The sequence below is a fragment of the Streptomyces sp. NPDC020379 genome (assembly GCF_044387105.1).
Classification (GTDB): domain Bacteria; phylum Actinomycetota; class Actinomycetes; order Streptomycetales; family Streptomycetaceae; genus Streptomyces.
Genome location: NZ_JBIRVR010000023.1, coordinates 23,931 through 48,017, shown reverse-complemented (window position 1 = coordinate 48,017; position 24,087 = coordinate 23,931). Strand labels below are relative to the sequence as shown.

The window sequence follows — 24,087 nt, the reverse complement described above, 5'->3', positions numbered from 1 at the left end:
CTCCGGTGGCAGGTCCACCGGGGGTCACGCGTTTTCGCGTTCCTACTTGTCGATGTCGCCGACGACGAAGAACAGCGAACCGAGAATCGCCACCATGTCGGCCACCAGCGTGCCCGGCAGCAGCTCGGTCAGCGCCTGGATGTTGTTGAACGACGCCGACCGCAGCTTGAGCCGGTACGGCGTCTTCTCGCCCTTGGACACCAGGTAGTAGCCGTTGAGGCCGAGCGGGTTCTCCGTCCAGGCGTACGTCGCGCCCTCCGGTGCCTTGAGGACCTTCGGCAGCCGCTGGTTGATCGGGCCGGGCGCCAGCCGCGCGATCCGGTCCAGGCATGCCTCCGCCAGCTCGAGCGAGTTGTGCGTCTGCTCCAGCAGGCACTCGAAGCGGGCCAGGCAGTCGCCGTCCTCGCGCGTGACCACCTTCAGGGTGTCCCGCAGCTCGCCGTAGGCGAGATACGGCTCGTCGCGGCGCAGGTCGAAGTCCACACCGGAGGCGCGGGCGATCGGCCCGCTGACGCCGTACGCGTGCACGGCCTCGCGGGAGAGCACGCCGACGCCGCGTGTGCGGCCGCGGAAGATCTCGTTGCCGAGCACGAGCCGGTCGTAGACGTCCATCCGCGAGCGGACGTCTGCCACCGCGTGCCGGGCGCGGGCGAGCCAGCCCGCGGGCAGGTCCTCCTTGAGGCCGCCGACGCGGTTGAACATGTAGTGCATCCGGCCGCCGGAGACCTCCTCCATCACCGTCTGGAGCTGCTCGCGCTCGTGGAAGGCGTGGAAGACGGGCGTGATCCCGCCCAGTTCGAGGGGGTACGAGCCGAGGAACATCAGGTGGTTGAGCACCCGGTTCAGCTCGGCGAGCAGCGTGCGCGTCCACACGGCGCGCTCGGGGACCTCCATACCCAGCATCCGCTCCACCGCGAGCACGACCCCGAGCTCGTTGGAGAAGGCCGACAGCCAGTCGTGGCGGTTGGCGAGCATGATGATCTGCCGGTAGTCGCGCGCCTCGAACAGCTTCTCCGCGCCCCGGTGCATATAGCCGACGACCGGCTCGGCGTGCTGGATCCGCTCCCCGTCCAGGACGAGCCGCAGCCGCAGCACACCATGGGTGGACGGGTGCTGCGGCCCGATGTTGAGCACCATGTCGGTGCTTTCCGCCGCGCCGCCGATGCCGACAGTCGTCTCAGTGGTAGGGGCCATGGGAGTAGTTTGTCAGCCTTCCCCGTCCGGGTGGCCTCCGGCGGCCGCCGGCAGCCCCGCGCAGGCGTCGCCGACCGGCTGCGTCAGCCAGCCGAAGCCGCCCAGCCCCGCCGGTGCCAGCAGCTCGGCCGCCTCGCCGGCCGCGCCGAGCGCCCGCACATAACCGGCGGGGTCGGACGACGCGAGCGACAGCGGGGGACGGCCGCCGTCGACGCCGAGGGCGCGCAGGGCCTCGCGCTGGGTCAGCAGCGCACTGCCCGGACCCGCGCACGCGTCCAGCGCGACGTGCGCGGTGATGTCGCACGAGCCGTCCGGCACCGGCCGCACCTCACGCCCCTCCCGGAAGCCGGCCAGCGTCCCGAACGGCGGCCGGGCGGCGCGCCGGTGCGCGTAGTCCACGGCGACCGCCAGCCCGGAGCGCAGGCCGGCCACCGCTCGCGCCCAGGCGGCGTCGCGCGGCAGGCCGATCTCGGCCCGGCTGCCGGGCGGCGCGCCGTCGAGCGGCCACCAGCGGGCCAGCCAGTCGGCGTCGGCGCCGGTCACCGGCTCGCCGAGGAGTTCCTCGCCGTCCTTCTGGACGAGCACCTGGCGCGCGATGCCCTCCGCGTCCGTCTCGGCGACGTCGACCGGCACATTGTCGAGCCATTCGTTGGCGAAAAGCAGTCCGTCCACGCCTTCGGGGAGCTCACTCAGCCAGGTGATGCGCGCGTCGATCCCCGGGGGGCGCTCGGCGCGCTCCACGGCGTACGGACGCAGCCGCGCGCCCAGCTCGGGCGCGGTGTGCGCGAGCACCGCGGTGAGCAGTTCGCCCCGGCCCGCGCCGACGTCCGTGAACGCCAGCTCGGCCGGGTGCCCCAGCGCCTCGTCGACGCGCCGCAGCAGCTCCGCCACCGCCCCGGCGAAGAGCGGGGAGGCGTGCACCGAAGTACGGAAGTGCCCGGCGGGGCCCTCGGGGCGCAGGTAGAAGCCGTTCGGGCCGTAGAGGGCGGCCTCGGTGGCGGCCCGCCACGTTGTTGTTCCGCTTGCCATACGCACACGCTATGCGCCCTTGGGCAGCACACCGCCTCCACCTTGGGGAGTAGGCGGGGCGTCGCCGGATCGATCGTCCGGTTGACCCCGGCACGTACGCGACATGCCTACGCTGGGTGACGTGCAGCGCCTCTACGACTTTCTCCGCAGGCACCCGACGGGTGTGGACAGCTTCTGGGCCGTCCTGCTGCTCGGCCTCAGCTTGATCACCATCGCCGAGGGGTCGACCGGGGCCGGCCACGCGTCGGGCCTCGTCAAGGGGGTCGTCGCGGTCGCGCTGTGCGCGGTGATCGCGCTGCGCAGGCGCTGGCCGGAGAAGATGCTGCTGCTGGCGACGGCGGTCGGGCTGGCCCAGCTCGTCTTCGACACCGGGCAGAACCTCGCCGACTTCGCGCTGCTCGTGATCATCTACACGGTGGCGTCCGGCAACACCCGCTGGGCGTCCCGCTACGCGCTGATCGGCGGCCTGATCGCGCCGACGCTCGCCAATCTGCGCTGGGCCGACCCCGACCAGACGATGACCACCAGCGTCATCGGGACGGTCTTCATCACCGTTCCGTTCGTCCTGGCCTGGGTGCTCGGTGATTCGATGCGCACCCGCCGGGCGTACTGGGCGCAGCTGGAGGAGCGGGCCACGCGGCTGGAGAAGGAGCGCGAGCAGCAGTCGCGGATGGCGGTGGTCGCGGAGCGGGCGCGGATCGCGCGGGAGCTGCACGACGTCGTCGCGCACAACGTCTCGGTGATGGTGGTTCAGGCCGACGGTGCCGCCTATGTCCTGGACGCCTCGCCCGAGCAGGCCAAGCAGGCCCTGGAGACCATCTCGGGCACCGGGCGCCAGGCGCTCGCCGAGATGCGCCGGCTGCTGGGTGTACTGCGCACGGAGGAGGGCAGCGGGGGCGGCGAGTACGTACCCCAGCCCGACGTGGAGCAGATCGGCGACCTCGTGGAGCAGGTGCGCGGCGCGGGGCTGCCGGTGGAGTTCCAGGTCGAGGGCGCGCCGCGGCCGCTGCCGAGCGGTGTGGAGCTGACCGCGTACCGCATCGTGCAGGAAGCCCTCACCAACACCCGCAAGCACGGCGGGCCGGACGCGGGCGCGAGCGTGCGCCTGACCTACTTCGACGACGGGCTCGGCCTGCTGGTCGAGGACGACGGCCGGGGCGCGCAGCAGGAGCTCTATGAGGCGGGGGGTGCCGACGGCATGGGGCACGGGCTGATCGGCATGCGCGAGCGGGTCGGGATGGTCGGCGGCACCCTGGACGCCGGGCCGCGGCCGGGCGGCGGCTTCCGGATCAGCGTGCTGCTGCCGATCAAGCCCGGCGGCCGCTGATCCGCCGGGTGCCGTTCGTGGGGCGTGCCGTTCGCGGGACGCCCGGCGATCACATACTGATCAGGACTGATCGAAAACCGTCCACGCTGGCAGACTTGTTGAACACCGAGGAAAGGGACCACGCATGTCGATCCGCGTGATGCTCGTCGACGACCAGGTGCTCCTGCGCACCGGCTTCCGCATGGTGCTGGCGGCCCAGCCCGACATGGACGTCGTCGCCGAGGCCGGGGACGGCGCGGAGGCCCTGGAGGTGCTGGCCGGGACCGAGGTGGACGTCGTCCTGATGGACGTGCGCATGCCGCGCCTGGACGGCGTGGAGGCGACCCGCCGCATCTGCGCGCAGGAGAACCCGCCGAAGGTGCTCATCCTGACCACCTTCGACCTGGACGAATACGCCTTCTCCGCGCTGAAGGTCGGCGCGAGCGGCTTCATGCTCAAGGACGTGCCCCCGGCCGAACTGCTGGGCGCCATCCGGGCCGTGCACAGCGGTGACGCGGTGGTCGCGCCCAGTACGACCCGCAGACTGCTGGACCGTTTCACCCCCATGCTGCCCAGCGCGGGCAACGAACCCACGAGTGCCGAGCTGAGCAGGCTCACCGAGCGGGAGCGCGAGGTGATGCTGCTGGTGGCGCAGGGGCTGTCCAACGGCGAGATCGCGGGGCGGCTGCTGCTCTCCGAGGCCACCGTGAAGACCCACGTGGGCCGGATCCTCACCAAGCTGGGGCTGCGCGACCGGGTCCAGGTCGTGGTGCTCGCGTACGAGAGCGGGCTCGTGCGGGCGGGCGGGGGAGCGGCGCAGTAGGGCCGTGCGGTCACTCAGGCATGAGGCATTCGTGCCTGAGGTCACTCAGGCGCAGACGACGGCACGCACCGCCTGGCGGAAGTCGTCCGTGCCCGGATGCGTCGGCTGGGCGGGCCGGGCGAGATAGACCGTGGCCGCCGGGGCGTCGGTGACGGGGACGTAGCGCACCCCGGGGTGCGCGTGGCTCTCCCGCGTGCCCGCCGCCGCGAGGCCGACCGCCTGCCCCGCGGCGACGGCGGTCAGCCATTCGTCGACATTGCGCACCTCCGTCGTACGGCGCGGGCGCAGCGCGGCCGGCCAGAGCTCGGCGCCCGCGGTGCCGGTCTCCGGGCAGACCACGAGCGTGTCGACGCGGAGCTCGGCCAGGGTGACGGCGGCTTCGCCGGCGAGCGGGTGGTCGTCGGGCAGTGCGGCGACGCGCTTCTCCAGATAGAGCGCCTCGGCGTGGATGCGGGGGTCCGTGGGCAGGACCCGCAGGATCGCCACGTCGACCTCGCGGGTGGCGAGCCCGGCCGTGCGGTTGTCCATCCGGCGCAGCTCCAGCGGGATGTGCGGACGGTCCCGGCGCCAGGAACGCAGCAGCGGCACGGTGAGCTCACCGAGGACGGCGCAGTTGTACCCCAGCCGCAGGGGACGGGAGACGGCCGCCGCGTCGGCGAGCGCGGCGTCCATGTGGGCGAGGATCGCCCGGCCGTGCTCCAGCAGGGTCCGGCCGGACGGCGTGAGGGCCAGGTGGCGGGACGAGCGGTCCACGAGCCGGACCCCCACCCGCTGTTCGAGCTGGGCGAGCGTGCGGGACAGGGCGGGCTGGGTCAGGTGCAGACGCGCCGCCGCCGCGGTGACGGTGCCCTCGTCGGCGATGGCGACCAGGGCCTTGAGGTGACGCAGTTCCACATCCATGCGTGCGGAGCATAGTCGCTGCGCAGAAGGCATTTCCGGGCGAGGGAAGGGCTGATTAGCGTCGGAGCCGTTCCTGTTGCTTCTCGCGAATTCCTGGACGGTCAGCATGAAGATTCTCCTTGTCGGAGCCTCCGGCACCCTGGGCGGCGCGGTGCGCACGGCACTGGCCGGGCGCGGCCATGAGGTGATCACCGTCGGCCGCACGGGCGGCGACGTGGTCTGCGACATCACCGACCCCGAAGCTGTCGGCCGGCTCTACGAGCAGGTGGCGGGCGGGAGCGGGCTGGACGCGGTCGTGTGCGCGGCGGGCGACGCCGTCTTCAAGCCGCTGGGCGAGCTGACCGCCGACGACTTCGCCGCCTCCTTCCGGGGCAAGGCGCTGAGCCAGATCGAGCTCGTCCGGCAGGGCTCCCGGCATCTGTCCCCGACCGGGTCCTTCACCCTGATCAGCGGCGTCCTGACGCACGAGCCGATCCTCGCGGGGGCGGCAGCCTCCGCGGCGAACGGCGCGGTGGAGGCGTTCGTCCGCGCGGCCGCGATCGAGCTCCCGCCGCAGCGGATCAACGCTGTCAGCCCGACCGTGGTCACCGAGTCCCTCGACGCGTACGGAGCGTTCTTCCCCGGCATGGAGTCCGTACCGCTCAGCCGCGTCGCGAACGCGTACGTCCGCTCGGTCGAAGGCCGCCAGACGGGGCAGGTCTACGAGGTGGTCTAGGTACTCCGGCGGGATGGCGGCTTTCAGCGGGTGCGGGTTCGGGCGATCTCGCCAGAGGCCGTCCCGCCGTCACCGGAGCACCGTCTCCAGGAAGTCGCTCCCCAAGCGCGCCACCGTCGTCAGGTCCAGCTGGTGCAGGACGTACCTGCCGCGCCGCCGCGTGCTCAGCAGACCTGCCTTCTTCATCACGGCTATGTGCCGCGACACCTCGGGCGGCGTCAGGTCGTACGCGGCGGAAAGCTCGCCCGTGGTGTGGGGGCCGCGCGCGAGGGTGCGGCACAGCCGCATCCGTACGGGGTGGGCGAGGGCCTCCAGCCGCTGCTGCACCAGGTGCGGGGCCGTGGGCTGGGGAAGCTCGGTGGCGGTCACCGGGTACTGGATGACCGGCTGCCAGCCGGCCCGGTGGACGGCGAAGAGGTGCGGCCAGCCGAAGGCGGTCGGCAGGAACGTCACCCCCTGCCCGTACGCGGCGGTCGTCCGCCCGCTCGCCAGCTTGTCGACGACGATGCGCGACCCGTCCTCGCTGAGCGAGACGACGGGGGAGACCGCGGTGAGGGCTTCCCCGAGGCCCTTGCGCCGGAGGAGGTCCGCCTTGTGCCGGGCGTCGGTGGCGAGCTGCACCCGGACCCGCTGCCAGTTGTCACCGAAGAACGCCTGCTCGCAGTCCTCGAAGAGGCGCCGCAGCCAGGCGCGCAGCACACCGGGGGTCTCCAGCATCCGCTGCGCGAAGGCCGCCTGCCGCGGTCCGCGGGCCGCCGAGAGCTCAAGGACCCGTGCCCGCTGTCCGGAGTCCACCAGCGGTGAGGGCCAGCCCTTCTCGTAGCCGGAGGTGCAGGTGACCTCGAAGGCCGCGGAGGTGAACGTCTCGTCGTCCATCCGGTCGAGGTCGTCGAGCTCCTCGGCGAGCGTGGCCCGGGGGACGGCGGGGAGCAGGATGTCCGAACGCGTGGAACGCCACAGGAAGTCCGCCTCGGTCAGCCGGTCCGCGAGGTCGGGCTTGAGCGACGAGGCGGTCGTGGTGGCCCAGGCGTGCAGCCCCGGGTGGTGACCGGGCTCGGCCAGCGCGTGCAGCATCGCGCCCAGCTCGGCCAGGGGCGACGGGCAGAACTGGATGCGCTCGAGCGGCAGTCCGGTGATGTCGATGTCCACGCTCATGTGCTCATCGTGCCTTTCTTTTCCCAGGTCGGGCCGTCGATTGACGGTCCTCGTCAATCGACGCGCCAGTCGCTTCGCAACCGGCGCAGGGTGGGGTCATGAACGCCACTCAGCAGCACATGCTCGACCTCTACCGCACTGCTCAGCATCAGGAGCCCGCCCCGCCCACCCCGGGTGACGGCCAGCTCCAGGCCCTCCGTGAATTCCGCACCTGGAGGGACTTCCGGGCCGTCGTCGACGAGCGCGCCGCGGCCCGCCGCGCCCGCTGGAACTCCCTGCTCTCCTTCCTGCGCCTCTCCTCCTTCCGCGCCTCCCTCCGCCCGGGGTCGCGCACTCCCGCGCAGCCGGTCGCCCGCGTCACCGCCCGTCCCGCGGCGGAGGTCCGCACCGCCGAGCCCGCCTCACCCTGCGTCTCCGGTGCCTGCCGGAACCCGGGCCAGGAAGGCACCGACCGCCTCGACGACCGCCTCGGGCGTCCAGCTCAGTGCTGACGAGGCGACGGTGACCTCGGTGAACGACAGACCGGGCACGTCGGAGGGCGACCAGCCGTGGAACACGCTCGTGCCCGTCGCCTCCGCCATCGACACCCCGGCCTCGTCCAGCACCCCGGCCGGATACGGCAGCCACACCCGGAACTGGTGGGTGTGCGGCACCCGGGGACCGACCCGGAACCACGGCACCCCGGCCGCCCGGAACCCCTCCTCCAGCGCCGCCGCCACGACCGCGGCGTGTGCCACGTACGACGGGAGCCGGGGCAGCTCACGCTCCAGCCCGGTCAGCGCCGCGAGCGCGGCGGGCCACTGCTGGAAGATCTGGCCGCCGTACCGGTGCCGCCACGCCTTCGCCTCCTCCACCAACTCGGCCGGCCCCGCCAGCGCGGCTCCCGATATGCCGCCGAGTGATTTGTAGAAGGACACATAGACCGAGTCCGCCAGGGCCGCCACCTCGGCCAGGCCCACCCCGAAGTGGCTCGCGCACTCCCACAGCCGCGCGCCGTCGAAGTGGACCACCGCGTCCCGCTCGCGGGCCGCCTCCACCACGGCCGTGAGCTCCTCCCACGTCGGCAGGAGGAAGCCCGCCTCCCGCAGCGGCAGTTCGAGCACCAGCGCCCCGAAGGGTTCGTCGAGATCACGGACGTCCACGGCCGTCGGCGGCCGGGGGCCGTCCCCGAGACGCACCGCGCGCAGGCCGCTGACCTGTGCGTACGCCGCGCGCTCGGACGTCTCCAGGTGGGACATCGGGTGCAGCGCCACGACCGGGTTGCCGGTGCGCCCGGCCCAGCAGCGCAGGGCCACCTGCTGCGCCATCGTGCCGGTCGGGAAGAACGCGGCCGCTTCCGTCCCCAGCAGCTCCGCGACCCTGCGCTCCAGCTCGCCGACGATCCCGTCGCCGTACGTATCCACCGGCCCGTCCAGGCCACACCCGGCGGGGGCCTCCGCGGCCAGCGCCGCCAGCCGCTCGGCGACCGTCAGCAGCGGCGGGCCCGACGAGAGGACCCGCTCGGCTCCCCGCACGGCCGCGAACCTGCGCGCCCGGTCCACGGCCTCCCCGCGGGCTGGTCTCTCCTCAGGCTCTTCTCGCGTCGTCATCCTGATCCCCTCCTCGGTCCCGTCGCCGGTCATGAGCCCGAGCCCTGGCCTGTGCCATGAGCTGAGTGATCACCCGGGCCGTGTCCCCAGCCGTGCCTTGGGCCCTGACCCGAGCTGTGACCCGAGCCGTGCCCGGGCCATGACCCGGGCCGCAGCCCGAGCCCTGACCCGAGCCGTGGCCCAAGCCGTGCGGCGGGCCATGACCCGATGATGACCCACTTCCGGAGCACCGCCCGAGTTATCCACAGGCCGGTTGTCCACAGGGCTGGGGACGCTCGGAAAGGGGCCGCCCACACTCGCGTAGCATGACGAAGGAATCGTCCGGTACCCGCCCCTGGCCTGCGGCATGGGGGACCCCAGGACTGGAACGGAAGGCCATCGCCGCGTGAACGCACAATCCATCCCGCAGCACCCGAGCCCACAGGACCGGCCCGCCCGGCTCACCGTCGGCGTCGTCGGCGCGGGCCGTGTCGGCCCCTCGCTGGCCGCCGCACTGCGGCTCGCCGGGCACCGCCCGGTCGCCGCCTCCGGAGTCTCGGACGCCTCCGTGCGCCGAGCCGCCGAGCTGCTCCCCGGGGTGCCCCTCGTCCCGCCCACCGAGGTGCTCGCGCGGGCGGAGCTGGTGCTGGTCACCGTGCCCGACGACGCCCTCCCCGGGCTGATCGCCGGGCTCGCCGAGACCGGCGCCGTCCGCCCCGGCCAGCTCATCGTGCACACCTCGGGCCGCCATGGCACGGCCGTCCTCGACCCGGCGCGGCGGGCCGGGGCCCTGCCGCTCGCCCTGCACCCCGCCATGACCTTCACCGGCACCCAGGTGGACGTGGAGCGCCTCGCGGGCTGCTCCTTCGGCGTGACCGCGCCCGACGAGCTGCGGCTCGCCGCGGAGGCCCTGGTCATCGAGATGGGCGGTGAGCCCGAGTGGATAGCGGAGAGCGCCCGCCCCCTCTACCACGCGGCCCTCGCCATGGGCTCGAACCACCTGGTCACCCTGGTCGCCCAGGCCATGGACCTGCTGCGCACCGCGGGCGTCGCCGCCCCCGACCGCATGCTCGGCCCCTTGCTCGGCGCCGCGCTCGACAACGTCCTGCGCAGCGGCGACGCCGCCCTCACCGGCCCGGTGGCCCGCGGTGACGCGGGCACCGTCGCCGCCCACATCGCGGAGCTGCGCACCCACGCGCCCCAGGCCGTCGCCGGATATCTGGCCATGGCCCGCACCACCGCCGACCGCGCCCTCGCGCACGGCCTGCTCAAGCCGGAACTGGCGGAGGACCTGCTCGGCGTCCTCGCGGACGGAGGCAACGAATGACCACCCGGCTCACCCGCACGGCCAAGGAGCTGCACGGCCTGCCCCACGAGGGCCGACGGGCCGTCGTGATGACGATGGGCGCCCTCCACGAGGGCCACGCCACCCTGGTCCGCACCGCCCGTGAGCTCGTGGGGCCCGGCGGCCAGGTCGTCGTCACCGTCTTCGTCAACCCCCTCCAGTTCGGGGCGGGTGAAGATCTCGACCGTTATCCGCGCACCCTCGACGCCGACCTCGTCATCGCCGAGGAGGCCGGTGCCGACGCCGTCTTCGCCCCCGCCGTCGACGAGGTCTACCCCGGCGGCGAGCCCCAGGTGCGGATCACCGCCGGGCCCATGGGCGAGCGCCTCGAAGGTGCCTCCCGCCCCGGCCACTTCGACGGCATGCTCACCGTCGTCGCCAAGCTCCTCCACCTCACCCGGCCCGACGTCGCGCTCTACGGCCAGAAGGACGCCCAGCAGCTCGCGCTCATCCGCCGCATGGTCCGCGACCTCAACTTCCCCGTGGAGATCGTCGGCGTCCCCACCGTCCGCGAGGACGACAACCTCGCCCTCTCCAGCCGCAACCGCTATCTCTCCGCGGCCGACCGCGCCTCCGCCCTGGAGATCTCCCGCGCCCTGCTCACCGCCGGAGCGGCCGCGCCCCAGGGCCCCGACGCCGTCCGTGACGCGGCCCGCGCCGTCCTCGACGAAGCGGCCCGCGAACAGCCGCCGGTCGTCCTCGACTATCTGGCGCTCGTCGACCCCGCCGACTTCACCGAGGTCACCGACGGCCACAGCGGCGAGGCGGTCCTGGCCGTCGCCGCCAAGGTGGGCACCACCCGCCTCATCGACAACATCACCCTGACCTTCACGGGAACCGGAGCACAGCGATGACCGGCATACGGCTGCACGCACCCCGGCCCGGCTGGTCCGTCGACGCCGATGTGGTCGTCGTCGGATCCGGCGTCGCGGGGCTCACCGTCGCACTGCGCTGCGCCGCCGCCGGGGCCGATGTCACCGTCGTCACCAAGGCACGCCTCGACGACGGCTCCACCCGCTGGGCGCAGGGCGGCATCGCCGCCGCGCTCGGTGACGGCGACACCCCCGAGCAGCACCTCGACGACACCCTCGTCGCCGGCGCCGGACTGTGCTCCGAGGAGGCCGTCCGCGCGCTGGTCGGCGAGGGCCCCGACGCGGTGCGCCGCCTCATCGCCACCGGCGCCCTCTTCGACACCGACGGCACCACCGGCGAGATCCTGCTGACCCGTGAGGGCGGCCACCACCGCCGCCGCATCGCGCACGCCGGCGGTGACGCCACCGGCGCCGAGATCTCCCGCGCCCTGGTCGAGGCCGTCCGCGCCGCCGGTATCAAGACCGTGGAGAACGCCCTCGTCCTCGACCTCCTGAAGGACGCCGACGGCCGGGCCGCCGGGGTCACCCTGCACGTCATGGGCGAGGGCTGTCACGACGGCGTCGGCGCGGTGCGCGCCAAGGCGGTCGTGCTGGCCACCGGTGGCATGGGCCAGGTCTTCTCCGCGACCACCAACCCTGCCGTCTCCACCGGCGACGGCGTCGCCCTCGCCCTGCGCGCCGGGGCGGAGGTCTCCGACCTGGAGTTCGTCCAGTTCCACCCGACCGTCCTGTGGCTCGGCCCCGACGCGGAAGGGCAGCAGCCCCTGGTGTCCGAGGCGGTCCGCGGCGAGGGCGCGTATCTCGTCGACGCCGACGGTCACCGCTTCATGGTCGGCGCCCACGAACTGGCCGAGCTGGCCCCGCGCGACATCGTCGCCAAGGGCATCACGCGCCGCATGCAGGAGCTCGGCGCCGCGCACATGTACCTCGACGCCCGGCACTTCGGCGCCGAGATGTGGGCGCACCGCTTCCCCACCATCCTCGCCGCCTGCCGCGCCCACGGCATCGACCCGGTGACCGAGCCGATCCCGGTCGCGCCCGCCGCGCACTACGCCTCCGGCGGCGTCCGCACCGACCTGCGCGGCCGTACGACGGTGCCGGGGCTCTACGCCTGCGGCGAGGTCGCCTGCACGGGTGTCCACGGCGCCAACCGCCTCGCCTCCAACTCCCTTCTGGAGGGCCTGGTCTTCGCCGAGCGCATCGCCGCGGACATCACTTCGGACGCCACCGCCGCCCCCGGCGAGCCCACCGCCGCGGACCGGCCGGCCACGCCCCTGCTCGCCCCCGAGGCCCGCTTCGCGATCCAGCGCATCATGACCGCGGGCGCCGGAGTGCTGCGTTCCGCCGAGAGCCTGGAGCGCGCCGCGGCCGATCTGGACCGGCTGCTCGCCGAGGCCGTCACCGCGCTGGAGACGGACGGGAAGACCGCCGAGCCCGGCACCGAGAGCTGGGAGGCCACCAACCTCCTGCTCGTCGCCCGCGTCCTGGTCGCCGCCGCCCTGCGCCGCGAGGAGACCCGCGGCTGCCACTGGCGCGAGGATTTCCCCGACCGCGCCGACGCCACCTGGCGCCGCCACCTCCTGGTCACCATGCGCCCCGACCGTACGCTTGCGGTCTCCCGCACGGACTCCGCGGCCTTCCCCGCGGTGTCCACCGCAGCAGTCCCGCCCGCCACTCCCGCCGTTCCCAAGGAGACACCGTGAGCACCACCGACGACCTTCCCCTGCGCCAGATCGGCCTGTCCGAGGAGGAAGCCGTGGCCGGAGACTGCGGCGACGGCTGTGGCTGCGGCGAGACGTTCGAGGCGGACGCCATGGAGTGCGGCCTCGACCCCGCGCTCGCCGAGCTGCTCGCGGGCGCCGGCCTCGACCCGCTCCAGGTCGAGGACATCGCCCACCTCGCCATCGAGGAGGACCTCGACGGCGGCGAGGACATCACGACGGTCGCGACCATCCCCGAGGACGCCGTCGCCACCGGTGACTTCACCGCCCGCGAGGACGGCACCGTCGCCGGTCTGCGCATCGCCGAGGCGATCCTCTCGGTGGTCTGCGCCGACGAGTTCGAGGTCGAGCGGCACGTCGAGGACGGCGACCGGGTGTCGGCCGGCCAGAAGCTGCTGACCGTGCGCACCCGCACCCGCGACCTGCTCACCGCCGAGCGCAGCGCGCTCAACCTGCTCTGCCACCTGTCCGGCATCGCCACCGCCACCCGTGAGTGGGCCGACATCCTCAAGGGCACCAAGGCCGCCGTTCGCGACACCCGCAAGACCACGGTCGGCCTGCGCGCCCTGGAGAAGTACGCGGTGCGCTGCGGCGAGGGCGTCAACCACCGCATGTCGCTCTCCGACGCCGCGCTCATCAAGGACAACCACGTGGTCGCCGCAGGCGGCGTCGCCGCTGCCTTCCGCGCCGTCCGCGAGCGCTTCCCCGAGGCGCCGGTCGAGGTCGAGGTCGACCGGCTCGACCAGATCGCGCCGGTCCTCGCCGAGGGCGCCGACCTGATCCTGCTCGACAACTTCACCGTCGAGCAGACCCGCGAGGCGGTCGAACTCGTCGCGGGCCGCGCCATGCTGGAGTCCTCCGGCCGCCTCACCCACGTCAACGCCCGTGCCTACGCGGAGACCGGCGTCGACTACCTCGCGGTCGGCGCGCTCACCCATTCCTCCCCGATCCTCGACATCGGCCTGGACCTCCGGGAGGAGACCGCCTGATGCTGCTCACCATCGATGTCGGCAACACCCACACCGTCCTCGGCCTGTTCGACGGCGAGGACATCGTCGAGCACTGGCGGGTCTCGACCGACGCCCGCCGCACCGCCGACGAACTGGCCGTCCTGCTCCAGGGCCTGATGGGCATGCACCCGCTGCTGGGCGAGGAGCTGGGTGACGGCATCGACGGCATCGCGATCTGTTCCACGGTCCCCGCCGTCCTGCACGAGCTCCGCGAGGTCACCCGCCGCTATTACGGCGACGTGCCCGCCGTCCTCGTCGAGCCGGGCGTCAAGACCGGCGTGCCGATCCTGATGGACAACCCCAAGGAGGTCGGCGCCGACCGCATCGTCAACGCCGTGGCGGCCGTCGAGCTGTACGGCGGCCCGTGCATCGTCGTCGACTTCGGCACCGCGACCACCTTCGACGCGGTCAGCGCGCGCGGGGAGTACGCGGGCGGGGTGATCGCCCCCGGGATCGAGATCTCCGTGGAGGCGCTGGGCGTCAAGGGCGCCCAGCTCCGCAAGATCGAGCTGGCCCGCCCGCGCAGCGTCATCGGCAAGAACACGGTCGAGGCCATGCAGTCCGGCATCCTCTACGGCTTCGCGGGCCAGGTCGACGGCGTCGTCGCCCGGATGGCCCGGGAGCTGGCCGACGACCCGGAGGACGTCACCGTCATCGCCACCGGCGGCCTCTCGCCGCTGGTGCTCGGTGAGGCGACGGTCATCGACGAGCACGAGCCCTGGCTCACGCTCATCGGCCTGCGCCTGGTCTACGAACGCAATGTCGCCCGCGCGTAGCGCCCGGCCCGGTACGGTCAGGGCCGCGGCGCGTCCGTAGGGAATGCTTCCGCGGGCGCAACCGGGGGACCGCTCCAACTGTCCTGTCAGCTGCGGGACATCATCGTGCACAAGATGGGCGTGGAGCGTATGCGCAGGAAGCGGACAGTGGGACGGCTCGCGGCCGCCGTCGCGGTGGCGGCGGCCGGCCTGGGCCCGGCAGTCGTTCCGGCATGCGCCGAAGAACGGCCGCGCGCCGACTACCAAGCCGTCGCCCATCCCGTCGTGGGCCGCGTCGGCCAGACCGTCCAGGTCGAACTGGGCGTCAGGAACGGCGGGCCCGGCCCCGCCCCGGTCCAGGGCGGCCACGGCACGGGCACGTACGAGGTGATCCCGCCCGCCGGGACCACGATCACCGCGGCACGCCCGCCGCAGGGCGGTGGCAGGCAGCCGTGCGTGGCGAAGGCGGCGCCCGCCGGCCCGGCCGCGTACGTCTGCGCGATCGGCGAGGACTTCCCCGCCGGCGATCTGCGGACGCTGAGCTTCCAGGTGCGCATCGACAGGAAGGTCGCGGGCGCGGAGGGCCGCGTCCAGGTCCTCGACCGTGACGGGGAGCCGGTGCCCGACCCGGACCCGGCCAACGACTCGGCCCCGATCCTCGTCGAGATCCTGGACCCGGCCCCCGCCCCGGCCCGCCTGGAGGACCCGGGCACCAACGGCACCCTCCTCATCGCCACCACGTCGGGCACGGCCCTGTCGGCGGGAGCGATAGCGGTGGGCGTCTCCCGTCGGCGCCGGCGCTGAAACACCCTCAAGAATGCTTCCGGCCCGTCGGACGCCCGGAGCCCGGCATCGACTCATGCATAACGGCATAAAACGCCCATGCCACGCCCAAAGCGCACAGATCATACAATTTTGTCCGCTTAGCACTTAAAGTCAGCCCATGCCCACGCCCTATGGAACACGCGGCGGCATGGCGTTCAGCGCGGACGAACTGCGCGTGCTGCGCCGAGCCCTCGCCATCGCCCTCGACCCCCAGTCCGTGCACAGGAACCCCGGCCCCGAGCGTGACGACGAGGTGCGGGAGTGCCTCCGGCTCGCGGAGGCCGTGGACGAGGCGGCCCACGAAGGCGGCCGGCTGCGCGCCTTCCTCCTCGCCGACCTCATCCGCTACCGCGCCGCACTGCCCGGGACCGCCGCCGGATACACCGAACGGCTCCAGAACGCCCTCTCGGCGGGCTATCAGCCCGACGCCGAGGACCTCTCGGCGCTGCGCAAGCTCTGCGCGGGGCCGTCCGGGGGCGCCGAGGCCGACCGCCGCCGCGCGCTGCTGCACCGCTGCGAGCACCTCGCCGAGCTCGGCGTGCGGGCGAGGCTGGCCGGCCGCGCGGTCACCGGCGCGGTGCCCATGTCGCGGCCGGAGCCGCACCGCGCGCGCCTGCTCGCCCTCGCGGGCGGCCGGGCGGCGGGCGCGACGGCGATCGCGGCGGGGCCCGCCGCACCGGAGGCCCGGCCCGACCCGAAGCCCGCGCCGAAGCCGGAGCAGAAGCCCGTCCCCGCGGCGCCCGCGCCGAAGACCCCGAAGCCCGACCGCCCCATTCCCACCCCCGGCGAGGTCTTTCCCCCGCGCCGCAAGCCCGCCCCGCCGTCGGGGGCGGAGGTTTCCGACCCCCGGGCCCGGCCCGCCTGACGCGCGCGTAATCTGGACGGGTCGTTCAGCCAATCGCAGAATCCAGAACCAGAAGGAGCCGACGGCCATGGACTATGTCGCCGCGCTGGTCCCGCCCGTGGTGATGGCGGTCGCATTCATCGCGCTGATCGTGACGATCGTCAAGAGTCAGGGTGGCGAGAACAAGGCGAAGGAAGACGCCATCGTCGACGCCGCCATGGCCCGCACCGGGAGTGCCGAGCAGGCGTCCTAGAGCGGCACCCCGACGGCGCTCCCGACTTCCCCTGAGGAGCCGGTCTGCCGTTTGGGCGCATCTCGCCCACGAGGGCGTACGGTCCGAGACTGCATTTCTCGGTCGTACGCCCTTTTTCTTGCCCTGATAAACCGGCATTCTAGACATCTCCCACTATTATTCGCGTGTGGTTCGACGCCTGGGTGATCTGGAAGACGCCGTGATGACGCGCGTGTGGGACTGGAACCGACCGGTCACCGTTCGAGAAGTGCTGGAAGACCTTCAGCAGGAACGGTCGATCGCCTACACAACGGTCATGACCGTAATGGACAACCTGTATCAGAAGGGCTGGGTCCGGCGGGAAGCGGAAGGCCGCGCCTATCGATATGAGGCGGTCTCCAACCGGGCCGCCTACTCGGCCGCACTGATGAACGAAGCGTGGTCCGTCAGTGACAACCCGGCGGCCGCACTCGTCGCCTTCTTCGGGATGATGTCGGCCGAACAACGCGAAGCACTCCGCGACGCCATCCGCATCGTGCAACTCGACGGGCCCGCCGACGGCACGGGGGCTCCCGAGCGATAGCGTCCGGTCATGCCCGCACAATCAAAAGTCGTCACCGTCCGCCGCGCCCGGACCAGCGATGTTCCGGCGGTGCGCCGCCTCATCAACACGTACGTTCGTGAGCGGATCCTGCTCGACAAAGCCACGGTCACGCTTTACGAGGACATCCAGGAGTTCTGGGTGGCGGAGCGGGACGAGGACGGCGAGGTCGTCGGCTGCGGTGCGCTCCACGTGATGTGGGAAGACCTCGCGGAGGTGCGCACTCTCGCCGTGGACCCGGCCGTCAAGGGCGGTGGAGTGGGCCACGCGGTGCTGGGCAAGCTCCTCCAGACGGCCCGTTGGCTCGGCGTCCGGCGCATTTTCTGTCTCACCTTCGAAGTGGACTTCTTCGCGAAGCACGGCTTCGTGGAGATCGGTGAGACACCGGTCGACGGGGATGTCTACAGCGAGCTGCTGCGGTCCTATGACGAGGGCGTTGCCGAGTTCCTGGGTCTCGAACGGGTGAAGCCGAACACCCTTGGCAACAGCCGGATGCTTCTGCATCTGTGATCGCGGTCCCTATGTCCGGATCGCGCCCCTATCCCAGACCTCCGGAAGGCATCGTTCCCACGTGGAAGGCGGGCTGAACCTTCCCGGGGGGTTTGTGTTTTTCAGAGAAAGGCGGTTTGCTATTCCTCCGTAATCCCATTTTCCACTGAAAGGATTCCCCGTGGCACAGAAGGTTCAGGTCCTTCTTGTTGATGACCTCGACGGTGGCGAGGCGGACGAGACCGTGACGTTCGCGCTCGATGGCAAGTCCTACGAGATCGACCTCACCGCTGCCAACGCGGACAAGCTGCGCGGGGCGCTCGCGGACTACGTGAAGTCCGCCCGTCGCACCGGCGGCCGTTCCGCGGGTGCCCGTGGCAAGGCGCGCGCCGCCGTCACCGGTGGTGGCAGCCCCGACACCGCGAAGATCCGCGCCTGGGCCAAGAAGAACGGCTACAGCGTCAACGACCGCGGCCGTGTCCCCGCCGACATCCGTGAGGCGTACGAGAAGGCCAACGGCTGATCTCCCGTCGGACGCGTGCGCGCTTCCCCGGCGCGCAGCAACCGGGCCCGGTGGCACTCCGTCGCCGCCGCGCTCACGAGCCGTACGAGATCGGGGGCGCCCCCATCGCCCCCGAGGCCGGTCACCGGCAGTGTCGGCTCCACCTCGCTCCCCGGCTCGGGAGGCCGTACCCATACGGCCTTCCCCGCGCCGAGCGCCCCGACGTGCCCGCGGCCCTCGCCGGCGGGCACGGGCGCGACCATCCGGCCGCCCGACCCCAGCGCGGTCAGATCCAGGGCCACCCCGCCCCACTCCAGCCAGTCGAGCAGCCCCGGCAGCTCTTCCGCGCTGCCGGCGGCGATCAGGAACCGTAGCCTCCGCGCTCGCTCGTCGAGCGCGACGGGCCCGGTCCGGCCCACCCGGGCGAGCACCGCGCGGCCGGCGTCCTGCGGCAGGTCGAGGACGTCGAAGCGCACCCCGGTCAGCAGCTCCAGGGGCTCCGCACCGGTGGTGGGCCAGTTCAGCTCGTGCTCGTACCAGCGGCGTGCCTGGCACCATGGAGACGCGGGGCCGCGGTGACGCGGGAGGGCGACGCTCATACGCGGTGCAACTGAGAAGCACCCAAGAGGTTACGCAGGGTTGGTAGTTGGGAACGCTCCGTATAAGGGGCAAGGGGCGCACGGAGGCTCCGGAGGGCGCGAGGTTGTTCGCCCGTAGCTGAGGAGCGAGGGCCGCGCCGCATGGACCCGCGGTGCGTACGGGTAAGACATTCCCAGTGGGAAAGAGGCGGTACAGCAGCGGTCGGGGCCCGTCACCGGGGCGGTGAGGGCGAGCCGAGCGGGCGTGTCGGGCCGGGGGTGCGTTCGCCATGGGCGTAGTGGTGGTGAGCGTATATGCCTGGCCTGCGGGAACATCGTCTCCCACCATCGGGTTGGAGGAGTTGTCGGCTGTTCGGCAGCAGGTTTCCCCGCCGACGCGGGGGTGATCCGGACGGATGTCGGCAGTTGGAATGAGCTGTCCCGTCCCGCGGGACTAGCATGCGGAAGGACAGGGAGGGGACCGACCCCTAACTGCCTGACCGCTCTGAGGAGCGATTAACGATGTTCGAGAGGTTCACCGACCGCGCGCGGCGGGTTGTCGTCCTGGCTCAGGAAGAAGCCCGGATGCTCAACCACAACTACATCGGCACCGAGCACATCCTCCTGGGCCTGATCCACGAGGGTGAGGGTGTCGCCGCTAAGGCCCTGGAGAGCCTCGGGATTTCGCTCGAGGCGGTCCGCCAGCAGGTGGAGGAGATCATCGGGCAGGGCCAGCAGGCCCCGTCCGGGCACATCCCCTTCACTCCCCGTGCCAAGAAGGTCCTGGAGCTGTCGCTCCGCGAGGCCCTCCAGCTCGGCCACAACTACATCGGTACGGAGCACATCCTGCTCGGCCTGATCCGGGAGGGCGAGGGAGTCGCCGCCCAGGTCCTGGTCAAGCTGGGCGCCGACCTGAACCGGGTCCGGCAGCAGGTCATCCAGCTGCTCTCCGGCTACCAGGGCAAGGAGGCCGCCACCGCCGGCGGCCCGGCCGAGGGCACCCCCTCGACCTCGCTCGTCCTGGACCAGTTCGGCCGCAACCTGACGCAGGCGGCGCGCGAGTCCAAGCTCGACCCGGTCATCGGGCGCGAGAAGGAGATCGAGCGGGTCATGCAGGTGCTCTCCCGCCGCACGAAGAACAACCCGGTCCTCATCGGCGAGCCCGGCGTCGGCAAGACGGCGGTCGTCGAGGGCCTGGCCCAGGCCATCGTCAAGGGCGAGGTGCCCGAGACCCTCAAGGACAAGCACCTCTACACCCTCGACCTCGGCGCCCTGGTCGCCGGCTCCCGCTACCGCGGTGATTTCGAGGAGCGCCTGAAGAAGGTCCTCAAGGAGATCCGCACCCGCGGCGACATCATCCTGTTCATCGACGAGCTCCACACCCTCGTGGGTGCGGGCGCCGCCGAGGGCGCGATCGACGCCGCCAGCATCCTCAAGCCGATGCTGGCCCGCGGTGAGCTCCAGACCATCGGTGCCACCACGCTCGACGAGTACCGCAAGCACCTGGAGAAGGACGCGGCCCTCGAGCGCCGCTTCCAGCCCATCCAGGTCGCGGAGCCGTCGCTGCCGCACACCATCGAGATCCTCAAGGGCCTGCGCGACCGCTACGAGGCCCACCACCGGGTCTCCATCACGGACGAGGCGCTGGTCCAGGCCGCCACCCTGGCCGACCGCTACATCTCCGACCGCTTCCTGCCGGACAAGGCGATCGACCTGATCGACGAGGCCGGATCCCGGATGCGCATCCGCCGGATGACCGCGCCGCCGGACCTCCGCGAGTTCGACGAGAAGATCGCCGACGTGCGCCGGGACAAGGAGTCCGCGATCGACTCGCAGGACTTCGAGAAGGCCGCCTCCCTGCGCGACAAGGAGAAGCAGCTTCTCGCCGCGAAGACCAAGCGGGAGAAGGAGTGGAAGGCCGGCGACATGGACGTCGTCGCCGAGGTCGACGGCGACCTGATCGCCGAGGTCCTGGCCACGGCCACCGGCATCCCGGTCTTCAAGCTGACCGAGGAGGAGTCCTCCCGCCTGCTGCGCATGGAGGACGAGCTGCACAAGCGCGTCATCGGCCAGAAGGACGCCATCAAGGCGCTCTCCCAGGCCATCCGGCGCACGCGTGCGGGCCTCAAGGACCCGAAGCGCCCCGGCGGCTCGTTCATCTTCGCGGGCCCGTCCGGTGTCGGTAAGACGGAGCTGTCCAAGACGCTCGCCGAATTCCTCTTCGGCGACGAGGACGCGCTGATCTCCCTCGACATGTCGGAGTTCAGCGAGAAGCACACCGTTTCCCGGCTCTTCGGCTCCCCGCCCGGATACGTGGGTTACGAAGAGGGCGGTCAGCTCACCGAGAAGGTGCGCCGCAAGCCGTTCTCCGTGGTCCTCTTCGACGAGGTCGAGAAGGCCCACCCGGATATCTTCAACTCGCTGCTCCAGATCCTGGAGGACGGTCGCCTGACCGATTCCCAGGGCCGCGTGGTCGACTTCAAGAACACCGTCATCATCATGACGACCAACCTGGGTACCCGGGACATCTCCAAGGGCTTCAACCTGGGCTTCGCCGCCCAGGGCGACGTCAAGACCGGGTACGAGCGGATGAAGGCGAAGGTCAACGAAGAGCTCAAGCAGCACTTCCGGCCCGAGTTCCTCAACCGCGTCGACGACACGGTCGTCTTCCACCAGCTCACCGAGGAAGACATCATCCAGATCGTCGACCTCATGATCGCCAAGGTGGACGAGCGGCTGAAGGACCGCGACATGGGCATCGAGCTCAGCTCGGAGGCCAAGTCGCTGCTGGCGAAGAAGGGCTACGACCCGATCCTGGGCGCCCGCCCGCTGCGCCGCACGATCCAGCGCGAGATCGAGGACATCCTCTCGGAGAAGATCCTCTTCGGCGAGCTCCGCCCCGGCCACATCGTGGTCGTCGGCATCGAGGGCGAGGGTGAGGAGAAGAAGTTCACCTTCCGCGGCGAGGAGAAGTCGGCCCTGCCCGACACCCCGCCGATCGAGTCCGCCGCCGGTGGCGCGGGCCCGAACCTCTCCAAGGACGCATAAGACGCCCCGGTAACAGCCGAAAAGGCCGGCCCGGAACCGTACGGTTCCGGGCCGGCCTTTTCCGTTTCCTCCGGTGAAATCCGCGCCCGGGAATTGACGGTCAGGGCTCCGCGGGACCGAAGCGGGACACGCCTCCGGGGCGCTCGTTGCCCACCCGCAGGTTCCCGCCCGTGCGGGCGTCCTTCGGTGTGAGGGTGAACGAGACCCGGTGGGTGCGCGTCGAGCCGCGGGACGCCTCCGCGTCCGCGCTGACGACCCATGCCTTCACCCCACCCGAGCCCTTGAGATCCCTGCGGATCTCCACACTGAATTCCATGGCGATCGGGCCGACGTCGAAGACGATGTCCTGGCCCGTGCCGCGCGCCGCGGCCGTCGTGAGGCCGTCACGGACGGCCTGCACGGCGTCCGCCAGCTCGATGTCGTCGATCTCGGAGTGGTGCGAATCGCTGAGCATGGCGGCGCCCCCCGGCGTGTGCGGCCCGTTGTCTGCTGGCGTACGGGAGCGTACCGCCGGGGCGCGGACTTCGGTCCCGGAACGGCGGAGGTCGTAGGTCCCGGCCCGGTGACAAGCCGCACAGGGCGAATTCCGGCTACTACCCGCGTTAGCGGGCGGACAGCCGCCACAAAAGCGTGATTTTCCCCGGGAAGGCCCAGGGGTAGGGACCAAATGCCTTCGCCCCGGATACGAAATCCGCTAGTAGAAGGCGCCCTTGGCTGCCCGGCAATTGCGGGTTACCAAGGTATGGCGATCCCGGTCAGCGGCCGGGACTCATTCATGCCTGGAGGTATTTCTTGATGTCGAAGCACACCGCTTTCCGTATCGCGAGCACGTCCGCCCTGCGCTCCCGCGCCGCCGTGGTGGCGGCCGGGCTCGGCGCCTCGCTCGCCCTCGGAACCGGTGTGGCGCTCGCGGCGGACACCTCCACCACCCAGGAGCAGGTCCCGGCGTTCGCGTCCGTGGTGGCGCTGGGCGGCGCCCTGCACGCCCAGGCCGAGACCCAGCTGAAGGCCGTGGCCAAGGAGCAGGCCGCGCAGGCCAAGGCCAAGCAGGACGCCGAGAAGCGCGCCGAGGACGCCCGCAAGGCCGCCGAGGCGTCGCGCAAGCGCGCCGACGCCTGGGTCGCGCCCGTGGACGGCTACCAGATCGGCCAGCCCTTCGGGATCTCCGGCAACATGTGGGCCAACAAGCACAGCGGCCAGGACCTCGTCGTGAACAGCGGCACGTCCGTGAAGGCCGTGCACGGCGGCACGGTCGTGAAGGCGGGCCCCAACGGCGGCGGCGACGGCCCGGCGTACGGCAACGCCATCGTGATCAAGCACGACGACAACACCTACTCGCAGTACGCCCACCTGTCGCAGGTCAAGGTGCACGTCGGGCAGGCCGTCACGACCGGCCAGGAGATCGGCCTCTCCGGCTCCACCGGCAACTCCTCCGGTCCCCACCTGCACTTCGAGATCCGCACGACCCCGGACTACGGCACCGCCGTCGAGCCCCGCGCCTTCCTGAGCGCCCACGGCGAGAACCTCTGACGAAACCGCAGGTCAGAGGGCGCGCGGGGGTCGTTGTCAGACCCCCGTGCCAGCATTTTCCCATGCAGCCGACGCAACTGAACGCGGCTCCTGACCAGGCGCACCGACTGGCGCAGACACGCCGGTTGCGCCTCGCCAAGGACGTCATGGACCGCGACTGGGCCGAGCCGCTCGACCTGGACGCGGTGGCCGCCCACGCCGGATATTCGAGGTTCCATTTCGTCCGTGCCTTCAAGGCGGTGTACGGACGCACGCCCGGCCGGTATCTGAGCCGACGGCGCATAGAGCGTGCGCAGGAGCTGCTGCGCACAGCGAATCTGTCGGTCACCGAGATCTGCACCCTGGTCGGGTTCAGCAGCCTCGGCACCTTCTGCGCGAGCTTCAAGAGGCAGACGGGACTGACGCCCAGCGCCTACCGCGCCCGCCACGCGGCCCAGGGCGCCGGGCACATACCGGGGTGTTACGCCCTGCTCTGGAGCGGCGGATTCCCCACGCTCGAAGCGGCCCGCGAGGACCGCAATTCTGGAGAAGCCGGCTGAACCCGGGCGGGCCTACGGTGGTCACGAAGCAGCCGAAACCCCGGGAGCACGCCATGATCAAGGGCATCGCCATCACCACCGTCTGGGTCCTCGACCAGGACCGGGCGAAGGAGTTCTACACCGAGAAGCTCGGCCTCGAGGTCCGCACCGACATGACCATGGGCGCCGGGCAGGGCATGCGCTGGCTGACGGTCGGCGCGAAGTCCCAGCCGGACGTCGAGCTCACCCTGATGGTGCCCGGCACGCCCGGCCTCGACCCCGAGTCCGCCGAGGCCATGAAGAAGCTGGTCGCGAAGGGGGCGCTCGGCGCGGGGGTGCTGAGCACCGACGACATACACCGCGACTACGAAACGCTCAAGGCCAAGGGCGTGGAGTTCCTCCAGGAGCCGCAGGAGCGGCCGTACGGCACGGAGGCGATCTTCCGGGACGACTCGGGCAACTGGTTCTCGCTCACGCAGCGCCGCGACCAGCTGGACCTGGACAAGGACTGGGGATGAGCGCGTGGA

General features: G+C 71.8%; 26 protein-coding genes. 19 read left to right on the top strand and 7 right to left on the bottom strand.

Annotated elements, in window-relative coordinates; genetic code table 11:
- Positions 1–42: 42 nt before the first annotated feature.
- Positions 43–1,194 carry an NADH-quinone oxidoreductase subunit D gene (locus ACH427_RS25960; protein ID WP_398873050.1) on the bottom strand — a complete coding sequence of 384 codons (1,152 nt, stop codon included), beginning with the start codon at positions 1,192–1,194 and terminating at the stop codon, positions 43–45.
- A gap of 12 nt (positions 1,195–1,206) precedes the next feature.
- Complete coding sequence (locus ACH427_RS25955; RefSeq protein ID WP_398873048.1) at positions 1,207–2,223, bottom strand: SAM-dependent methyltransferase; 1,017 nt, start codon at positions 2,221–2,223, stop codon at positions 1,207–1,209.
- A 121-nt stretch (positions 2,224–2,344) separates the two neighbouring features.
- Here ACH427_RS25955 and ACH427_RS25950 point away from each other — a divergent pair, with 121 nt between their 5' ends.
- Both ACH427_RS25950 and ACH427_RS25945 read left to right on the top strand, forming a co-directional pair.
- Complete coding sequence (locus ACH427_RS25950; protein ID WP_398873195.1) at positions 2,345–3,550, top strand: sensor histidine kinase; 1,206 nt, start codon at positions 2,345–2,347, stop codon at positions 3,548–3,550.
- 124 nt (positions 3,551–3,674) lie between these two features.
- Positions 3,675–4,352 carry a response regulator gene (locus ACH427_RS25945; protein ID WP_398873046.1) on the top strand — a complete coding sequence of 226 codons (678 nt, stop codon included), beginning with the start codon at positions 3,675–3,677 and terminating at the stop codon, positions 4,350–4,352.
- Positions 4,353–4,397: 45 nt separating this feature from the next.
- Here ACH427_RS25945 and ACH427_RS25940 read toward each other — a convergent pair whose 3' ends face one another.
- Positions 4,398–5,252 (bottom strand): LysR family transcriptional regulator, encoded by an 855-nt coding sequence (locus ACH427_RS25940; RefSeq protein WP_398873044.1) that lies wholly within the window; start codon positions 5,250–5,252, stop codon positions 4,398–4,400.
- Between the two features lie 106 nt (positions 5,253–5,358).
- Here ACH427_RS25940 and ACH427_RS25935 point away from each other — a divergent pair, with 106 nt between their 5' ends.
- On the top strand, positions 5,359–5,967 hold the full coding sequence (locus ACH427_RS25935; RefSeq protein WP_398873042.1) for a short chain dehydrogenase: 609 nt from the start codon (positions 5,359–5,361) through the stop codon (positions 5,965–5,967).
- Between the two features lie 69 nt (positions 5,968–6,036).
- On the opposite strand, the gene ACH427_RS25930 is transcribed toward ACH427_RS25935, so the two are convergent.
- Complete coding sequence (locus ACH427_RS25930) at positions 6,037–7,122, bottom strand: DUF5937 family protein (RefSeq protein WP_398873040.1); 1,086 nt, start codon at positions 7,120–7,122, stop codon at positions 6,037–6,039.
- 98 nt (positions 7,123–7,220) lie between these two features.
- On the opposite strand from ACH427_RS25930, the gene ACH427_RS25925 reads away from it, so the two are divergent.
- Positions 7,221–7,613, top strand: a complete 393-nt coding sequence (locus tag ACH427_RS25925) for a hypothetical protein (RefSeq protein ID WP_398873038.1) — start codon at positions 7,221–7,223, stop codon at positions 7,611–7,613.
- Here ACH427_RS25925 and ACH427_RS25920 read toward each other — a convergent pair.
- Entirely contained in the window at positions 7,524–8,711 is a 1,188-nt protein-coding gene (locus tag ACH427_RS25920) for a threonine aldolase family protein (protein WP_398873036.1), read from the bottom strand. The two genes, ACH427_RS25925 and ACH427_RS25920, sit on opposite strands and share 90 nt — an antisense overlap.
- A gap of 385 nt (positions 8,712–9,096) precedes the next feature.
- On the opposite strand from ACH427_RS25920, the gene ACH427_RS25915 reads away from it, so the two are divergent.
- The 11 genes from ACH427_RS25915 (at position 9,097) to ACH427_RS25865 (ending at position 17,907) form a co-directional block, all read left to right on the top strand.
- Positions 9,097–10,017, top strand: coding sequence for a Rossmann-like and DUF2520 domain-containing protein (locus ACH427_RS25915; RefSeq protein ID WP_398873034.1), 921 nt, complete (start codon positions 9,097–9,099; stop codon positions 10,015–10,017).
- On the top strand, positions 10,014–10,889 hold the full coding sequence (gene panC, locus ACH427_RS25910; RefSeq protein WP_398873032.1) for a pantoate--beta-alanine ligase: 876 nt from the start codon (positions 10,014–10,016) through the stop codon (positions 10,887–10,889). The genes ACH427_RS25915 and panC overlap by 4 nt, the downstream gene beginning before the upstream one ends.
- Positions 10,886–12,610: an L-aspartate oxidase gene (locus ACH427_RS25905; RefSeq protein ID WP_398873030.1), complete on the top strand. Its 1,725-nt coding sequence runs from the start codon at positions 10,886–10,888 to the stop codon at positions 12,608–12,610. Before panC ends, ACH427_RS25905 begins: the two co-directional genes overlap by 4 nt.
- Entirely contained in the window at positions 12,607–13,617 is a 1,011-nt protein-coding gene (gene nadC, locus ACH427_RS25900; RefSeq protein WP_398873028.1) for a carboxylating nicotinate-nucleotide diphosphorylase, read from the top strand. The genes ACH427_RS25905 and nadC overlap by 4 nt, the downstream gene beginning before the upstream one ends.
- Positions 13,617–14,414 carry a type III pantothenate kinase gene (locus ACH427_RS25895; protein WP_398873026.1) on the top strand — a complete coding sequence of 266 codons (798 nt, stop codon included), beginning with the start codon at positions 13,617–13,619 and terminating at the stop codon, positions 14,412–14,414. The genes nadC and ACH427_RS25895 overlap by 1 nt, the downstream gene beginning before the upstream one ends.
- 114 nt (positions 14,415–14,528) lie before the next feature.
- Positions 14,529–15,197 carry a hypothetical protein gene (locus tag ACH427_RS25890; RefSeq protein WP_398873024.1) on the top strand — a complete coding sequence of 223 codons (669 nt, stop codon included), beginning with the start codon at positions 14,529–14,531 and terminating at the stop codon, positions 15,195–15,197.
- A gap of 139 nt (positions 15,198–15,336) precedes the next feature.
- Complete coding sequence (locus ACH427_RS25885) at positions 15,337–16,083, top strand: hypothetical protein (RefSeq protein WP_398873022.1); 747 nt, start codon at positions 15,337–15,339, stop codon at positions 16,081–16,083.
- A gap of 67 nt (positions 16,084–16,150) precedes the next feature.
- Positions 16,151–16,315 carry a hypothetical protein gene (locus ACH427_RS25880; protein ID WP_366006389.1) on the top strand — a complete coding sequence of 55 codons (165 nt, stop codon included), beginning with the start codon at positions 16,151–16,153 and terminating at the stop codon, positions 16,313–16,315.
- A gap of 166 nt (positions 16,316–16,481) precedes the next feature.
- Complete coding sequence (locus ACH427_RS25875; protein ID WP_398873020.1) at positions 16,482–16,877, top strand: BlaI/MecI/CopY family transcriptional regulator; 396 nt, start codon at positions 16,482–16,484, stop codon at positions 16,875–16,877.
- 9 nt (positions 16,878–16,886) lie between these two features.
- Complete coding sequence (locus tag ACH427_RS25870; protein ID WP_361528670.1) at positions 16,887–17,405, top strand: amino-acid N-acetyltransferase; 519 nt, start codon at positions 16,887–16,889, stop codon at positions 17,403–17,405.
- A gap of 160 nt (positions 17,406–17,565) precedes the next feature.
- Entirely contained in the window at positions 17,566–17,907 is a 342-nt protein-coding gene (locus tag ACH427_RS25865; RefSeq protein ID WP_398873017.1) for an Lsr2 family protein, read from the top strand.
- Here ACH427_RS25865 and ACH427_RS25860 read toward each other — a convergent pair.
- Entirely contained in the window at positions 17,838–18,485 is a 648-nt protein-coding gene (locus ACH427_RS25860) for an SCO3374 family protein (protein ID WP_398873015.1), read from the bottom strand. The genes ACH427_RS25865 and ACH427_RS25860 overlap by 70 nt on opposite strands.
- Positions 18,486–18,986: 501 nt before the next feature.
- Here ACH427_RS25860 and ACH427_RS25855 point away from each other — a divergent pair.
- Positions 18,987–21,512 carry an ATP-dependent Clp protease ATP-binding subunit gene (locus ACH427_RS25855; RefSeq protein ID WP_398873013.1) on the top strand — a complete coding sequence of 842 codons (2,526 nt, stop codon included), beginning with the start codon at positions 18,987–18,989 and terminating at the stop codon, positions 21,510–21,512.
- 100 nt (positions 21,513–21,612) lie between these two features.
- Here ACH427_RS25855 and ACH427_RS25850 read toward each other — a convergent pair whose 3' ends face one another.
- Positions 21,613–21,966, bottom strand: a complete 354-nt coding sequence (locus tag ACH427_RS25850; protein ID WP_398873011.1) for a trypco2 family protein — start codon at positions 21,964–21,966, stop codon at positions 21,613–21,615.
- 341 nt (positions 21,967–22,307) lie between these two features.
- On the opposite strand from ACH427_RS25850, the gene ACH427_RS25845 reads away from it, so the two are divergent.
- From ACH427_RS25845 to ACH427_RS25835, 3 genes are all read left to right on the top strand, one after another.
- Positions 22,308–23,042, top strand: coding sequence for a M23 family metallopeptidase (locus tag ACH427_RS25845; RefSeq protein ID WP_398873009.1), 735 nt, complete (start codon positions 22,308–22,310; stop codon positions 23,040–23,042).
- A 62-nt stretch (positions 23,043–23,104) separates the two neighbouring features.
- Positions 23,105–23,581 (top strand): helix-turn-helix transcriptional regulator, encoded by a 477-nt coding sequence (locus tag ACH427_RS25840; protein ID WP_398873007.1) that lies wholly within the window; start codon positions 23,105–23,107, stop codon positions 23,579–23,581.
- Positions 23,582–23,634: 53 nt separating this feature from the next.
- Positions 23,635–24,078, top strand: a complete 444-nt coding sequence (locus ACH427_RS25835; protein WP_398873005.1) for a VOC family protein — start codon at positions 23,635–23,637, stop codon at positions 24,076–24,078.
- Positions 24,079–24,087 lie beyond the last annotated feature (9 nt).